Source organism: Pseudomonas lundensis (assembly GCF_015377145.2).
GTDB lineage: Bacteria > Pseudomonadota > Gammaproteobacteria > Pseudomonadales > Pseudomonadaceae > Aquipseudomonas > Aquipseudomonas lundensis.
The window spans coordinates 4318574-4333826 of record NZ_CP062158.2; the positions used below are offsets into that span (position 1 = coordinate 4318574).

The window sequence follows — 15253 nt, forward strand, 5'->3', positions numbered from 1 at the left end:
ACAGTTGTTACGGACAGAGCAAACGCTCCGCTACTTTTTAACTGCCGAACACGGACCCTGACATGGACCTGACCCCCCGCGAAAAAGACAAGATGATGATCTTCACCGCTGGCCTGCTGGCTGAACGAAGGTTGGCGCGCGGCGTAAAACTCAATTACCCGGAAACCATCGCCTTCATCTCGGCCGCCTTGCTGGAAGGCGCACGCGACGGCAAAACGGTGGCCCAGCTGATGCATGAAGGCACCACCCTGCTGACACGCGAGCAGGTCATGGAAGGCATCCCGGAAATGATCCCCGACATTCAGGTCGAAGCGACCTTCCCGGACGGCACCAAGCTGGTCACTGTCCATCAACCCATCGCCTGAGGCCGCGTCATGTCTTACGTTATTCGTGATGCAGTCCCGGCCGACTTGCCGGCGATTCGCGATATTTACAACGATGCCGTGCTGAACACCCTCGCCATCTGGAATGAGCAGACCGTCGACCTGCCCAACCGCGAACAATGGTTCGAAGCCCGGCAACAACAGGGTTATCCCGTTCTGGTGATTGTGGATGACGCCAACGTGCCCTTGGGCTACGCCTCGTTTGGCGACTGGCGTCCGTTTGAAGGGTTTCGCCATACGGTCGAGCACTCGGTGTACGTACACCCCGATCAGCGCGGTAAACGCCTGGGCCCGCAATTGCTCGCCGCCCTGATCGAACGCGCCCGCGGCTGCGGCAAACACGTGATGGTCGCCGCCATTGAAAGCGCCAACGCCGCGTCGATTCACGTGCACAAGCAACTCGGTTTCGTGACCAGCGGCCGCCTGCCACAAGTGGGGATCAAGTTCGGCCGCTGGCTGGACCTGACCTTCATGCAACTGATGATCAACCCCGGCGCCCTTCCCCCGCAGGAGCACGGCCAATGAGCCACGAGCAGGTGTTACAAGTCACCCCGCACACCTTCAATGACTACCGTGAAGGGCTGATCGCCCTGTTGGTCGATGCCGTGCAGCACGGCGCATCGGTCGGGTTCATGGACGATCTGGACGTGCCGAAGGCCAGCGCTTACTTCTGCGAGGTGCTGAGCCAACTGGAACAAGGCAGCCTGTTGCTGTGGGTCTTGGTCGAAGATCAACGGGTGCTGGCCAGCGTGCAGTTGGCGCTGTGCCAGAAGGCCAATGGCCTGAACCGGGCCGAAGTGCAGAAGCTGCTGGTACTCAACGAAGCGCGCCGCCGCGGGCTGGGCCAGGTGCTGATTCAGGCACTGGAACACGGCGCGCGTCAGCACAAACGCGGCTTGCTGCACCTCGACACCGAGGCCGGATCGCCCGCCGAAAACTTCTACAGCGCCCTGGGCTATACCCGTGTCGGTGAATTGCCCAACTACTGCCGCAGCCCCGACGGCCACTACAGCCCGACCGCCATCTACTTCAAAACCTTGAGTGAACCGCAATGATTCCGGGCCAATACTGCATCGAGGCGGGCGAGATCGAGCTGAACGCGGGTCGGCGCACGCACCGGCTGAGCGTGTCCAACCGGGGCGACCGGCCAATTCAAGTCGGTTCCCATTACCACTTTTTTGAAACCAACGATGCGCTGATGTTCGAGCGCGGCGAAAGCCGTGGCATGCGCCTGAACATCCCGGCGGGCACCGCCGTACGGTTTGAACCGGGCCAGACCCGCGACGTGGAACTGGTCGAGCTGGCGGGCCTGCGCCGGGTGTTTGGCTTTGCCGGGCGCGTGATGGGCGATCTGGACTGACCGTGACATTGGCACGTGAACGCTCTGTTGCCGCCCCCGGCGGCGACCGGTTTTGACTTAACGCTCAGGAACGCATCATGAAAATATCCCGCCACGCCTATGCCGATATGTTCGGCCCGACTGTGGGTGACAAGGTTCGCCTGGCCGACACCGAGCTGTGGATTGAGGTCGAGCAGGACTTCACCACTTACGGGGAAGAAGTGAAATTCGGCGGCGGCAAGGTGATCCGCGACGGCATGGGCCAGAGCCAGTTACTGGCCGCCGAGGTGGTGGACACCTTGATCACCAATGCGCTGATCATCGACCACTGGGGCATCGTCAAAGCCGACGTGGGCCTGAAGAACGGCCGGATCCACGCCATCGGCAAGGCGGGCAACCCGGACGTGCAGCCCAATGTCACCATCGCCATTGGCGCCAGCACCGAAGTGATCGCCGGTGAAGGCATGATCCTCACCGCAGGCGGCATCGACACCCACATTCATTTCATCTGTCCGCAGCAGATCGAAGAAGCACTCAACAGCGGCGTGACCACCATGATCGGCGGCGGCACCGGCCCGGCCACCGGCAGCAACGCCACCACCTGCACCCCGGGCCCGTGGCACATGGCGCGCATGCTGCAAGCGGCTGACGCGTTCCCGATGAACATGGGGTTTACCGGCAAGGGCAATGCGAGTTTGCCGCAACCGCTGATCGAGCAAGTCGAAGCGGGCGCCATCGGCCTCAAGCTGCATGAAGACTGGGGCACCACCCCTGCGTCCATCGATAACTGCCTGAATGTGGCCGACCAATACGATGTGCAAGTGGCGATTCACAGCGACACGTTGAACGAGTCCGGTTTTGTCGAAACCACCCTCGCTGCCTTCAAGGGCCGCACCATTCATACCTATCACACCGAAGGCGCGGGCGGCGGGCACGCACCGGACATCATCAAGGCCTGCGGCCTGACCAATGTGTTGCCCAGCTCCACCAACCCGACCCGGCCTTTCACCCGCAACACCATCGACGAACACCTCGACATGCTGATGGTCTGCCATCACCTGGATCCGAGCATCGCCGAGGACGTGGCCTTCGCGGAAAGCCGTATCCGCCGCGAGACCATTGCCGCCGAAGACATCCTGCATGACCTGGGCGCGTTTTCGATGATCAGCTCCGACAGTCAGGCCATGGGCCGCGTGGGCGAAGTCATCACCCGCACCTGGCAGACCGCCGACAAGATGAAGCAACAACGCGGCCCATTGCCGGAAGACGCGATTGGCAATGACAACTTTCGTGCCAAACGCTACATCGCCAAATACACCATCAACCCGGCCATCACCCACGGCATCAGCCATGAAGTGGGGTCGATCGAAGTGGGCAAATGGGCCGACCTGGTGCTCTGGCGCCCGGCGTTTTTCGGGGTCAAACCGACGCTGATTCTCAAGGGCGGCGCGATTGCGTCGAGCCTGATGGGCGACGCCAATGCCTCCATTCCGACGCCGCAACCGGTTCACTATCGCCCCATGTTCGCCAGCTACGGCGGCTCGCGCCACGCCACCTGCCTGACCTTTATCAGCCAGGCCGCTGCCGAAGCCGGCGTGCCCGAAGCCCTGGGCCTGAAAAAACAAATTGCCGTGGTCAAAGGCTGCCGCGACGTGCAAAAGACCGACCTGATCCACAACGGCTACCTGCCCGACATTGAAGTCGACCCGCAGACGTATCAGGTCAAGGCGGACGGTGTGTTGCTGTGGTGCGAACCGGCCGACGTGTTACCAATGGCGCAACGCTACTTTCTGTTTTGACCGGTATGCCCTCACGCAAGCACACGCTGGCGTGAGGGCCAGGGTTAAAACGGATGCACCGTCATTTCCCAATGGGTCAAGCGCTGAACCCACGCTTTACAGGCCGCCTTGTAATCCTCACCGATCTTTTCCAGCGATTGTTTGTAGGCCTCGTCCGAGGAGGCATGCGCCCCGACTTCAACCTCGTGGGTGCGCACCATGTGCCGTTCAAGGATGGCCGCGAACTGGTGAGCATATTTTTTCTTCAAGAAATCCACCCAAAATTCCCGCTCACAGATTGAGTCGAACAAATTGCTGGTGGAACGCTCATTGGCCAGTACCCGATACCGCACCCCGTCAATGAGCATTTGCGACACATCCGCCAAGTGCTCGTACTCCATGGCCAGCGGTTGCGCCGGCAGCTCCAGCGGCTCCGCCAACGCGATGCGAAACGCCAGCCGGAACTCCACTTCGTCCAGTTCATTGAGCTCGCCAAGTTCCTCATCGTGCCCGCGGGTGTATCGCTCTTGCATCAAATGCCGCGCGATCACTTCCACTTGATCCAGGCGATATAAGCTGCGCGCCAAACGCAGCAATTTAAGCTCGCATTCTTCCGCGCCCACCGGTTCCTTGGCCTTGGCCACAAGAGTGAGCACTTCCAGATCACTGAAAATCAACGCCAGCCCATCCCCGCATGTCGAACCATGACCGGCCCTGAGCATGAGGTTTTCCCGCAACTCGGTATCGTCACCCAAGGCCAGTAGCATCGTGCCAATCCGTTCGATCAGTGAGTCACGCGTACTTTCATTGGCGTAGGCCGGAGTGGCTGTCAGGCCCATGAGCACCCGTCGCAAATCCTGGGTCTGCGGGTCTTGCTCCAGGCTTTGCCAGATCTCCTGTTTCCTGGCCGCCAACGGCTCGGGGCCACTCAAAAACCAGCTATAGCTGCGCGGGTCGGTCAGAAAGCTGTGCCCCCGCGTGGAGACGTAGCCCATGTTGATCCCGGTCCGCTCTGCGTATGAATCCAGCCGTTGCTCACTGACCGGTGTGAGCGGGTTGTCATGCACATAGGTCACCGCATTCAGGCGCGTATCGGAATTGAAAACCGCATCGGGAATTTGAGTGATGTTGTTGTCACGCAAGTCCAGATAAGCGACTTCATTCAAGGTCTCAACGCCGGATGGCCAATGGGTGCTTGCGGTATGGCGCAGATCAATATGGCGTAAACGCTGCATGCCACTGACATCCACCGCTTGGCCTAAAGGATTGTTGCCCAGATTCAGCTCTCTGAGGTTTGTCAGCCCCGCCAGGGTGCTGCCAGCCTCAGCGGTCAGGGCTATTTCGTTATGAGCGAGGTCGAGCTTTAGCAAACCTTTCATCTGCTTCAGCGCCCGCGGCAACGTGCTGAGCCGGTTGTTTTCCATCGACAGCCACCGCAGGTCAGGGAAACATTCGAGAAAACCTTCAGGTACTTCGTTTAACGCCATGTCATCCATGATGAGCACTGAGATATGGCGAAAACTGCCCGGCAGCGTCGGCAAGTCACCGACGGGCATGCCGCTGAGGTCCAGCACATAGCGCCGTGGATCAGGCAGGTCTTGGGCAGACAGGCTTGCATCCTCCACGTACTCATTCAGATTGCCGATTTGATCTTCCAGCCGGGTCTCGCGCCGCCAGGCACGGCTGATAACGTTGCTCGCTGCCCGCTTGATCGTGAGCGGCGAGACATCTCGGCGGGCAGCCACTGAATACTCCGGCAGCGGCTGGCCGACCCAACTGCGCAAAGCGTCCTGCAGCGCTTCGTATTCAAGCTCGCGGCGCACCAGTTCAAGCTCTGGATTAGCCTTAGAGGTCTCCAGCGCACGAAGGAATGCTTCGCACTGGGTATGCGTGTATTGCGGATAGAGGCTTTTTACGCGGCGGATCTGAAACGCACTGCGCCCGGCATCCGTGATTCTGCCACTCAGGGGATAACCCACGCGCCCACGGGCCAGTCGCATGGGGGATTTAAACCACGGCTTGATGGGCTGCAACCCCAGCGCACCCCGGGTTTCGTCCTGGTGGTCATGGGCGTAGGCGACCAGTTGATCGCGCAACAACGCATCCCCTTTCACAAGCGCCAGCGCCCGCAACGTTTGCGCGTTGTCTAATAGCGTCCCGGCTTGAGCGCTGCGCAGCAAAGGCTCTTGGCCTGCGCTCACATATTGCTTGCCCTGAGCCGTTTTCAAGAACAGCGCCCCGACCAGGCGAAGGGTTGGGGCGGGGTCTTCGGTATCGAGATAGCACCCTTCCAGCGCACGCGTCACGTTGAGCGCGTGGCGATAGAGCCGCAACTCTTCGGCCAGTCGCAACGGAACCTTCTTGAGGCTGTTCAACACGCGGATTTCACTGACGCTGGCGTGTCGCAGCACTTCGCTCACCACACTGGCGGGCAGCGTGGGGTGGTGCCGATGAAGTGTTTGCCTGGGCCCGGTAGCGAATACTTCGCTTGCCTTGTACCCCTCGCTGAACAAGGCCTTTTTTTGGGTCAGGGCGAAACCGGCGACCTTGTTGAGCAACGCGTCGGCACGCTGTTGCGGGGTGATCGCTTCAGCTCCAAGAAATGTCGCGGCCAAGGCGTCATCCATGGCCGCCGCCAATGCGCTGAATATCCCCTGCTGCTGCACATCGGTCATGTTCACACGCAGGGGCGAGCGCCATTCACCGGCCAGCGTCACATCCTGAAGAACACGCCCATCTGCACCCAAAATCTGTAGCCACGTGCCCGGCGGCCAACCGGGCATACGCTCCAGCAAACGCACAATGTGACGGTTATCACTCCATTGCACCGACGCAGACGCCTGCAATCGTTCAACCAGACGCTCAACGTCATCTGCCAGCTGCCAGCGTTTGAGGGTATCGAGCACCAGCGCCGGGGGCGGTTCACGATTGACATGGCTCCAGCGCAGGGCATCGTCTTGCGCCCCCACGATGTTGAGCACCTGCTCCACCTCGGACTCACTTAACGCCGACTTATGCGAGGAGGCCCGGTGCAGTGACTCCACCTTGTCCCATTCACCGGCACGCTCGACGCCCAGAAACCAGCCCCCATGGGCATTGTGTTCAACAACCGGAGCGTAGGCGCCCTGACGCTTGGGATGCTGCACGCGCCAGTGCTGACTGGCCTCGTCATGTTTAATCTCGTACGGCTGGCCTTTGATGTGGACGAACGCGCGGTCTTGGGTGTGGTAAATCCCGTCGTTGTCCGGCTGAAGATGCTCGGGCAACTGAACGTCGCTGATAAACGGCGCGAGATCGACTTTCATCAAACGTGTTTCATCTGCCGCGGTATTCACCCGGCGAAGGGTTTCGATCAACGAGGGGTAGGCAATTTCAGGGTTGAAGGAAGACCACGCGATGGTCGCACGGGCCCCTACGAGCAATACGATCAGGTTTTGCGCCACAGACTCAAAGTGCGCGAACGCCTGCTTCACCTCGCCATGGGACCAATCTTCGACCCCGACATAAATCTGTGACAGTAACTGCACGCCGGTGGAAAACAGCATAAGCTCACCAACGAGGGGCACAAAAAAAGCCGCCAGATTCAAAAAAGGCAGGGCGGCTTCAAACAAGGCAGTCAACGAGGTGAGGAGGGAGGTGTCCTGTTCTTGGGTGGGCACCATCACAAAGCGCGCATTGCTCAAAACAGAGTCAATAAATTGTGTATAGAGCGTCACAAACGGCGTGTGACCCGAGTCCGACAACTGAATCTGTAAATCAGGACGAGGCCGCCAGGTCTCTACTGATACCAGCGACGTCGTTTTACCTTTGACGCGCAGTGCATGATCAAGTTGTTTGGCAAATTCTGTTTGATAACGCTGTTCCACGGCTTTGATCAATGCGGCTTTCGGCTCCTCCTCCCGTAAGCGCAAGGCGTAAAGGTCATTGAAACGTTGCAGCGACGCGTATTCACACAAGGGCAACCCCTGATCGTGAGGGGTATACACAAGACAAGGCAGCGAATTTTCAGCGTTCAGGGGCGTGGGCATGAACACCAGGGCCCCGTGTATCGGGCACCCGGCTTGCCCCACCCCGTCATGTTTAACGCTGAGCATCGTCATGTGAGACACCCGCACCGTGCGCCTGCCCCAACGCGGCTGCGGCTCCCCCCTGACCCACTGCAAGAGCATCTGGTAGGCCGTTACGCCAATCGCATGCGTCAAACAGGCCTGATGACTGAGTAATTCAAGTTGGCTTTTTGCATGGGTTATAAAGTCCGAATAAATACCGTATCCGGAAAGGTCCGTTTGAAAACGGTCGATGCGTTCATAAGGATAAAAAAGAGTTTTCAAGTACGTTTGATACTGGCCGCCCACATTTAATGTTCGGCATAACTGAGCAAAGTGCTGTGGATTTAACCCTGTGCGCTTGGCACTCCCACTGTGTTCCAGAATAAAGGCTACGCCGTTAAAGTCCTGCTCAACTTCTTCCCGTGAGAAGTTCTGCATGGCCGCTTCCAATAACGTCAAATGCGTCATGGAGGTAATCGGTCGCCATTTTGTGGGCAAGACAATATCCAGCGGCTCTCTGATCGCATCTCCCAACGGGTTAAAGGAAAAGCGCTGCACATTGACAAATATATTGCGCTCGCTGTCCACCTCTCGCCCCCATCTGGCTGAAAGCGCCGGGTTCAGCAAGCCTTTGGCAAAGTCGGCAGGGGCAACCACTTTAGAAAGATGCGCGGCTAATTGCTGTTCGAGGGCATGCGTCGTGATGAACGCCTGAATGACTTTTTGTCGGGTATCGTCATCAGCCTGTAACAGCCAGAGCGGCATGTTTTGTTTGACGGCTTCGGAGGTTTCATCCATGTGCAGCAAGGCCTGAGGATGAAAGGTGTCAGGGGCAGCAGGTTGTTTATTCATATAAAGCTCTTTTCGATGCGTAAGTCCTCCCACATCTAAACCCGATTGCCGTCCTTTAAATAACGCAAAACGTTGCGTTAAATCGCGCCTGAACGAGCGAGCATTTGTATACAGCGCAGCGATATATAGCCCCTGCCGAATGTTCTTTTCATCTACCCCCCGGCAGGCCCTCCCGCACACCGATCCCAGCCGGGAGGCCGCGGGTGAATCAGCCAATCGGCCAGGACATTCTCAGGCACGCGCAGACCTGCAGCTTATCGGCTGGATCCGCGATCTTGGGGGATTACGATATACGGCATATTGAGTTGAGGGCGATACTCGCGCATGCGCTAATATGCGTCACCTTTTTTGACTACCGCTCTTACAGCAAGGGTATTTGGGCATGCGCCTATCCGAATTCATCGTGCAAAACGCTGATCGCATCGTCGATGAGTGGGAGCGCTTTGCAGAAACCATTACGCCTGCGGCCGAACACATGGACAGCGTGGCCCTGCGCGACCATGCCAAGGCCATTTTGCTGGCGGCCTCGCGTGACATGACCACCGCCCAGACGGCCAGCGAGCAACAGGCCAAGGCTGAGGGCGAAGGTCCGGATAAAACCCCGAGCCTGGACGAGGCCGCCGCCAGCCACGGCGAGCTGCGCCATACGGTCGGTTTCGATCTGGTGCAGATGACATCCGAATTCCGGCACCTGCGCGCGTGTGTCATCCGCCTGTGGGTCGACAGCCTGCCATTCCCGGAGCACGGGCACTTTCAGGACATGATTCGCTTCAACGAAGCCATAGATGAAGCGCTGGCCGAATCCACCTCGGCCTACGCCGATCAGGTGAATCGCTCGCGGGACATCTTTCTGGCCATTCTGGGGCACGACCTGCGCGCGCCCCTGCAAGCGGTGAGCATGTCCACCGAGATGCTGGAGCGTAAAGCCAAGCTCGACGCCGATGCCCTGAACTATGTGAACGCCATCAAGAACGGTGCGCGGCACATGGGTTCGATGGTCAGCGATCTGCTGGCATTTGTGCGCAGCCGTCTGGGCAGCCAGTTGCCGATCGAACCGGTGTCCCTGGACCTGGGCGAAGCCTGCCGCGCGGCATTGGCCGAAGCCTGCGCCGGGCAACCGGACTGCGAGCCGGTGTTAACCATTGATGGCCCTGTGCAAGGTGAGTGGGATCGCGGCCTGATCAATCAGTTGCTGCAAAACCTGATTGGCAATGCGCTGCAACATGGCAGCCACAGCCGCGTGGTGACCGTGACACTGACCGGTGGCGCCGAGCAGGTTCTGCTTTCGGTACACAACCGTGGCACGCCCATTGATGAAGGCTCGCTGGCAACCCTGTTTGACCCGCTGGTGCGCAGCCCGAGTGAAGACGTCAGCCTGCCGGGCACATCCACCAGCCTCGGTCTTGGCCTGTACATCGTCAAAGAGTCGGTCAATGCCCACGGCGGCACGATTGAAGTCACTTCAACCGCCGCCGAAGGCACCACCTTTACCGTGGTGTTACCGAAAAAAGCCTGATACCGCGCGCCAGCGACTGCATGTCAGGGCATTAACCCTGCGCAGTCGCTGTCGGGGTACCAGGTTGCTCCTTAAGCCGGTCAGGCGTTGGGGTTGCTGCCCACAAACCGCCCCAGTTGCTGCTTCAGGCGGCGGTTTTCAGACCGCAGGTGCTGCACCTCTTCGAGCAAGTCCAGCGCCAGGGCGACGCCTTCCCATTCCAGCTCCAGGTCTTGATGCAGCTTGGCTGCACGCTTTGCGATGACCAGTTCATAGTCTTCAAAACGCCACGCCTCCGGTGCGTGGCCCTGAGGTTCGATAATTCCGTGTTCGACGATCTCTATCACGTAAGTGGCCGGTAAATTGGCCTCCTCGCAGAACCTTTCCATGTCCAGCTGAACGATCAGGGTGCTGCTCATGATCAATTACTCCATTGGGCTCTCGGATCAAAGGCTGCTTTGTCAGCCAGCTCTTGCCACAAGGTTTTGCTCGCCTCGTCAGTGTGTTTGGGCATGACCACTTTCAATTGGGCATACAAATCGCCGCGCTGACCTTTCTTGTCCATCAAACCATGGCCCTTGATGCGCAAACGCTGGCCGCTCTGGCTGTCCGGACGAATGGTCAGGTTGATCTTGCTGGTCAGCGTCGGCACGGCGACCTTGGTCCCCAATGCGGCTTCCCACGGCGCCAAAGGCACCGTAATCACCAAATCGTGGCCTTCCACGTCGAACTTCGGATGCGGTGCAAACCGAATGATCAGGTATAGATCACCATTGGCCCCGCCGCCCATGCCCGGGCCACCCTGGCCTTTGAGGCGAATGCGTTCGCCGTCGGTCACACCGGCCGGGATCTTCACGTTCAGGGTCTTGCTGGTACCGCCCACCTGAAAGCTGATCTGCTTGGACTCGCCCGACAGGGTTTCTTCCAGAAAAATCGGTAATTCCATTTCAACATCCTGCCCGCGACGACCCGCGCTGCGGCTTGATTGACCACCAAAGCCATTACCGCGCGAACCGAAGATCGAGCTGAAAAAGTCCGAAAAATCGCCTGCATCTTCGAAGCCGCCACTGGAACGACCCTGCCAGCCCGGTGGCCCCTGGAACGGCTGGCCGTGCTGACCGTACTTGCGAATTTCATCGTACTCGGCGCGTTTATCAGCGCTTTTCAACGCTTCATACGCTTCGTTCACGTCCTTGAATTTACTCTCGGCGTCCTTTTCTTTGCTGACATCCGGGTGATATTTGCGCGCCAGCTTGCGATAAGCGGTCTTGATCGCCTTATCGTCAGCCGTGGGTTCTACACCCAGAATCTTGTAATAGTCTTTGAAGTCCATGTAAGGATCACCATCCGTTATCAATATCGCGCCACTCAGACCACCCACAATGCTTGGGTTAGCCAGTCTGTCGATTGACCGATCTCAATCTTCCGACGCTACGGCGCTGCAAAAGTTTATCGGCAGCCTACGGGCTTCACTCAATTGCCTTACAACCACCAAGCCAATGTCTGGAAGTTTGGGGGTGAAGGATAGTCTTTCAAGGGGATTAAAACCTGCGAATTAACGAATAGTCGTGCTTCGATTCTGTGACCGTCTGACATACACTGCGCGGCCGTTTTTTAACCGGAACACGACAGACATGAAAAACGCCTCTCCGGCCCGTGCCTGCGGCATCGACTTCGGCACGTCAAACTCCACCGTCGGCTGGCTGCGCCCAGGCGTGGAAACCCTCATTGCGCTGGAGGACGACAAAATCACCCTGCCCTCGGTGGTGTTCTTCAATATTGAAGAACGCCGCCCGGTGTATGGCCGTCTGGCGCTGCATGAGTACCTGGAAGGCTATGAAGGCCGCCTGATGCGCTCACTCAAAAGTCTGCTGGGTTCCAAGCTGATCAAGCACGACACCAGTGTTCTGGGCACGGCCATGCCGTTCAAAGACCTGCTGGGGCTGTTTATCGGCCAACTGAAAAAACGCGCCGAAGCCACCGCCGGTCGCGAATTTGAAGAAGTGGTACTGGGCCGCCCGGTGTACTTCGTCGATGACGACCCGCTGGCTGACCAGGAAGCCGAAAACACCCTGACCGACGTGGCCCGTGCCATTGGCTTCAAGGAAGTGTCCTTCCAGTACGAACCCATCGCCGCCGCTTTCGACTACGAGTCGACCATCGAGCGCGAGGAGCTGGTGCTGATTGTCGACATCGGCGGCGGTACCTCCGACTTCTCGCTGGTGCGCCTGTCACCCGAGCGGCGCGGCATGGACAACCGCCAGGACGACATTCTGGCCACCGGCGGTGTGCACGTGGGCGGGACCGACTTCGACAAACAACTGAGCCTGCAAGGCGTAATGCCGCTGTTCGGCTACGGCAGCCGCATGAAGAGCGGTGCCTACATGCCCACCAGCCACCACATGAACTTGGCGACCTGGCACACCATCAACTCGGTGTACTCGCAAAAATCCCAACTGGCGTTGGGAAGCATGCGCTACGACATCGAAGACACCGGCGGCATCGACCGCCTGTTCAAGTTGATCGAACAGCGCGCCGGGCACTGGCTGGCAATGGAAATCGAAGAAACCAAAATCGAACTGACCCGCAACGACAGTCGCCACGTGCCGCTGGACCGTATCGAGGCCGGGCTCAACGTTGACCTGAGCCGTGCGCTGTTCGAAGCCTCGATCGACAACCAGCTCGAACGCATCCGCAACAGCGTGACCCAACTGCTGGGCAATGCCGGCGTGGCTGTGGAGCAGGTGGACACGGTGTTCTTCACGGGCGGTTCGAGCGGTATTCCGGCATTGCGCCAGAGCGTGTCGGCCATGCTGCCCAATGCGCGTCATGTTGAAGGCAACATCTTCGGCAGCATCGGCAGCGGTCTGGCAATTGAAGCCAAAAAGCGTTACGGCTGATAGCCCTCACCCCACCCTCTCCCGCAAGGAGAGGGCTGGGTGAAGACCGGCGATCAGACCAACTCCACCTGCTTCAACTCACTCTTCAAATACGCGTAATAAATCGGCCCGGCCACCACCCCCGGCAGGCCGAACGCGGCTTCGAACACCAGCATCGCCAGCAGCAATTCCCACGACTTGGCACTGATCTGCCCGCCCACAATCTTGGCGTTCAAAAAGTATTCCAGCTTGTGGATAACGATCAGGTAGGCCAAGGCCCCCACCGCCACCCAAATCGACAGCGACAGGCCAACAATGGTGATCAGCGTGTTGGAGATCAGGTTGCCAATCACTGGCAACAGGCCCAGCAGGAAGGTCAGCACGATCAGGGTCTTGGTCAGCGGTAAGTGAACGCCGAATAACGGCAGCACCACGGCCAGGAAGACCCCGGTAAACACGGTATTGAGCAGTGCGATTTTGATCTGCGCGAAGACGATGTTGCGAAACGCTTGAACCAGCAGGTGCAGGCGCTCGAACAGCGCGGCGGACAAGGGTTTGCGTCGGCTCACATCAGGGATGCGCTGCAAGGCGATGATGGCGCCCAGTACCATGCCGATCAGCAAGGTCACGAACATGTGCGCCGCGTCTTTCCCCACCAGTTGCAGGTCGCTCAAGTGCTTGTTCATCCACGCCCCGATGGCGACGCGAAACTCCGCCGCACTGGCGGGCAGGTAGCTGTCTAAAAACGGCGGCAACTGGCCACGGGCCTTGTCGACCACGGCCATGAATTTGTTCAGAGATGCACCGGGGTTCTCGGCCTCGTGCAGCAAAAAGCTGATGGCACCGGCAAAAATCAGCGCCAGCACACTGACCACCAACGTGCCCAGTAACATCACCGCCAACCAACGCGCACGGCGCCCGGCGATCAGGCGTTGCAGTTGCGGGGTGAGCATGTTGACCAGCTCGTACACCAGCAAACCCGCCAACAGGCTGGGCAACAAGCGCAAAGGAAATACCAGCAACAAGCCGCCCGCAATAATGATGTAGCTGGCCAGCAAGATGTGACGCTGAGAAAACGATGGCATACAGCCTCAAAACAAGCAGGGTAAAAGGACGGGCAGTCTGCCAGCCTTCGACGGGGATCACTACATAATGTGACTGACGGAGGACGGGGCAGGCCCTCTGATCAGCCCTGGCCAAGGCTGCGAGCGGTTAGCGCCGCGCTTGAATAAACGCGGTGTCTCGCAACGCTTCGCAGCCTGGGGCAGTGAGAACGCGGGGCGACAAGTGACTACTTTTTCTTCAGGCAATCGCTCATGAACGCTTTACGCTCATCGCCCTTGAGTGCCTGGGTGGTGGCCGTGGCATTGCAGGTTTTCATTTTTTCTTGCTGAGTCATCGCACCGGCCGGCTTGGCTTTGAGGCAACTGCTCATAAAGGCTTTACGCGCGTCGCCTTTGAGGGTTTTGGCACTGGCCTCGGCGTTGCACGCGGTCATTTTGTTTTGTTGGGCCGTGGCCGCAAACCCTTGCGAGCACACCAATACACCCATCAGCAGCAGAGGAACACGCAGCATCTTCATGGAGTTTTCTCCTTGTGGCCGCAGCGGACGCGGCGGACTTCATCGCAGTGTAGACAAACTCTGTTACAGCTTCCTCATGACCGCTTAAACATGCCGCGCCTTGCGCCGATACTGCTCGGGCGTGCAACAGGCCAGACGCTGAAACATCGCAATAAACGCCGACGCCGTGCTGTAACCCATGTCGAAACCAATGTCTTGCACGCTGCGCGACGACGACTCCAGCGCTTCGATGGCTGCCAGAAAACGCAAGCGCTGGCGCCACTCCCCAAAGCTCATGCCCAGCTCACGCACGAACAACCGCGCCAACGTACGTTCGCTGACATGCGCCTGTTCGGCCCACTGCCCCAACGGGCGGTTGTCCCCCGGCTGTCGCTGCAAGGCGGCCAGCACCCCTTGCAAACCGGGGTGATTGGCGTAGGGCAAAAAGCATCGATGCACGGCCGCCTGGCTCAGTTGGTCGACCAGCACCTGGGCCAGACGCTGGTCGGCCTCGCCTTCGGGAATGTTGACATCGCGGCGGGCGAAGTCGCTAAGGATGGCTTTCAGGATGTCGCTGATCGCCAACGTGACCGGCCGGGGCGGCAGGTGCTGGCAATGCGCTGCGTCCAGATACACCGAACGGTAAACAATGGCCTGGGCATTGTAGGCACTGTGCTCGGTATTGGGCGGTATCCATAACGCGTACTGCGGCGGCGACATAAACCGCTGCCCGTCGACCTCAAAACGCATCACGCCATGGGCCACGTAGTCCAGCGAACCCCAGGCATGCCGGTGTGGGCACGCGTGGCTGTGCGCGTCGATTTCGGCGTAACGAAAGTAGACCGGAGCCGGTAATTGATCGAACTCGGGAACACTGATCAGGTTCTTGCGCATGCTGTCTGGATTCACGAAGAGGT

At 59.0% G+C, this 15253-nt stretch carries 13 protein-coding genes; 7 read left to right on the forward strand and 6 right to left on the reverse strand.

The genetic code is table 11. The features are described 5' to 3' along the window. Positions 1-62 precede the first annotated feature (62 nt). The 5 genes from IF654_RS20285 to ureC all read left to right on the forward strand — a co-directional run bounded on the left by IF654_RS20285 (position 63) and on the right by ureC (position 3521). Positions 63-365 carry an urease subunit gamma gene (locus IF654_RS20285; RefSeq protein ID WP_047273174.1) on the forward strand — a complete coding sequence of 101 codons (303 nt, stop codon included), beginning with the start codon at positions 63-65 and terminating at the stop codon, positions 363-365. Between the two features lie 9 nt (positions 366-374). Beyond that, on the forward strand, positions 375-908 hold the full coding sequence (locus tag IF654_RS20290) for a GNAT family N-acetyltransferase (protein WP_047273173.1): 534 nt from the start codon (positions 375-377) through the stop codon (positions 906-908). Then, complete coding sequence (locus IF654_RS20295; protein ID WP_047273172.1) at positions 905-1438, forward strand: GNAT family N-acetyltransferase; 534 nt, start codon at positions 905-907, stop codon at positions 1436-1438. Before IF654_RS20290 ends, IF654_RS20295 begins: the two co-directional genes overlap by 4 nt. Further along, positions 1435-1743, forward strand: coding sequence for an urease subunit beta (locus IF654_RS20300; protein WP_047273171.1), 309 nt, complete (start codon positions 1435-1437; stop codon positions 1741-1743). Before IF654_RS20295 ends, IF654_RS20300 begins: the two co-directional genes overlap by 4 nt. A 77-nt stretch (positions 1744-1820) precedes the next feature. Further along, positions 1821-3521, forward strand: coding sequence for an urease subunit alpha (ureC, locus tag IF654_RS20305; protein ID WP_094987589.1), 1701 nt, complete (start codon positions 1821-1823; stop codon positions 3519-3521). A gap of 44 nt (positions 3522-3565) precedes the next feature. On the opposite strand, the gene IF654_RS20310 is transcribed toward ureC, so the two are convergent. Then, positions 3566-8401, reverse strand: a complete 4836-nt coding sequence (locus tag IF654_RS20310; RefSeq protein WP_194862111.1) for an NEL-type E3 ubiquitin ligase domain-containing protein — start codon at positions 8399-8401, stop codon at positions 3566-3568. 382 nt (positions 8402-8783) lie between these two features. On the opposite strand from IF654_RS20310, the gene IF654_RS20315 reads away from it, so the two are divergent. Next, positions 8784-9917 (forward strand): sensor histidine kinase, encoded by a 1134-nt coding sequence (locus tag IF654_RS20315; RefSeq protein WP_047291696.1) that lies wholly within the window; start codon positions 8784-8786, stop codon positions 9915-9917. Between the two features lie 80 nt (positions 9918-9997). Here the strand turns inward: IF654_RS20315 and IF654_RS20320 are convergent, their stop codons facing one another. Then, positions 9998-10315 carry a chaperone modulator CbpM gene (locus IF654_RS20320; protein ID WP_047282012.1) on the reverse strand — a complete coding sequence of 106 codons (318 nt, stop codon included), beginning with the start codon at positions 10313-10315 and terminating at the stop codon, positions 9998-10000. Positions 10316-10317: 2 nt separating this feature from the next. Further along, a complete protein-coding gene (gene cbpA, locus IF654_RS20325; RefSeq protein ID WP_047273166.1) occupies positions 10318-11229 on the reverse strand; it encodes a curved DNA-binding protein in 912 nt (303 codons plus the stop codon). Between the two features lie 301 nt (positions 11230-11530). Between cbpA and IF654_RS20330 the strand changes: the two genes are divergently transcribed. Further along, entirely contained in the window at positions 11531-12796 is a 1266-nt protein-coding gene (locus IF654_RS20330; RefSeq protein WP_047273165.1) for an Hsp70 family protein, read from the forward strand. Positions 12797-12849: 53 nt separating this feature from the next. Here IF654_RS20330 and IF654_RS20335 read toward each other — a convergent pair whose 3' ends face one another. From IF654_RS20335 to IF654_RS20345, 3 genes are all read right to left on the reverse strand, one after another. After that, positions 12850-13860, reverse strand: a complete 1011-nt coding sequence (locus IF654_RS20335) for an AI-2E family transporter (RefSeq protein WP_047273164.1) — start codon at positions 13858-13860, stop codon at positions 12850-12852. A gap of 206 nt (positions 13861-14066) precedes the next feature. Beyond that, positions 14067-14357, reverse strand: a complete 291-nt coding sequence (locus IF654_RS20340) for a PsiF family protein (protein ID WP_047282010.1) — start codon at positions 14355-14357, stop codon at positions 14067-14069. Between the two features lie 84 nt (positions 14358-14441). Continuing rightward, complete coding sequence (locus IF654_RS20345) at positions 14442-15230, reverse strand: AraC family transcriptional regulator (RefSeq protein ID WP_047273162.1); 789 nt, start codon at positions 15228-15230, stop codon at positions 14442-14444. Between the last annotated feature and the right edge of the window lie 23 nt (positions 15231-15253).

Bases quoted from the DNA above. Each gene is read 5' to 3' on its own strand.
- IF654_RS20285 (WP_047273174.1), top strand. From the start codon at position 63: ATGGACCTGACCCCCCGCGAAAAAGACAAGATGATGATCTTCACCGCT.
- IF654_RS20290 (WP_047273173.1), top strand. From the start codon at position 375: ATGTCTTACGTTATTCGTGATGCAGTCCCGGCCGACTTGCCGGCGATT.
- IF654_RS20295 (WP_047273172.1), top strand. From the start codon at position 905: ATGAGCCACGAGCAGGTGTTACAAGTCACCCCGCACACCTTCAATGAC.
- IF654_RS20300 (WP_047273171.1), top strand. From the start codon at position 1,435: ATGATTCCGGGCCAATACTGCATCGAGGCGGGCGAGATCGAGCTGAAC.
- ureC (WP_094987589.1), top strand. From the start codon at position 1,821: ATGAAAATATCCCGCCACGCCTATGCCGATATGTTCGGCCCGACTGTG.
- IF654_RS20310 (WP_194862111.1), bottom strand. From the start codon at position 8,401: ATGAATAAACAACCTGCTGCCCCTGACACCTTTCATCCTCAGGCCTTG.
- IF654_RS20315 (WP_047291696.1), top strand. From the start codon at position 8,784: ATGCGCCTATCCGAATTCATCGTGCAAAACGCTGATCGCATCGTCGAT.
- IF654_RS20320 (WP_047282012.1), bottom strand. From the start codon at position 10,315: ATGAGCAGCACCCTGATCGTTCAGCTGGACATGGAAAGGTTCTGCGAG.
- cbpA (WP_047273166.1), bottom strand. From the start codon at position 11,229: ATGGACTTCAAAGACTATTACAAGATTCTGGGTGTAGAACCCACGGCT.
- IF654_RS20330 (WP_047273165.1), top strand. From the start codon at position 11,531: ATGAAAAACGCCTCTCCGGCCCGTGCCTGCGGCATCGACTTCGGCACG.
- IF654_RS20335 (WP_047273164.1), bottom strand. From the start codon at position 13,860: ATGCCATCGTTTTCTCAGCGTCACATCTTGCTGGCCAGCTACATCATT.
- IF654_RS20340 (WP_047282010.1), bottom strand. From the start codon at position 14,357: ATGAAGATGCTGCGTGTTCCTCTGCTGCTGATGGGTGTATTGGTGTGC.
- IF654_RS20345 (WP_047273162.1), bottom strand. From the start codon at position 15,230: ATGCGCAAGAACCTGATCAGTGTTCCCGAGTTCGATCAATTACCGGCT.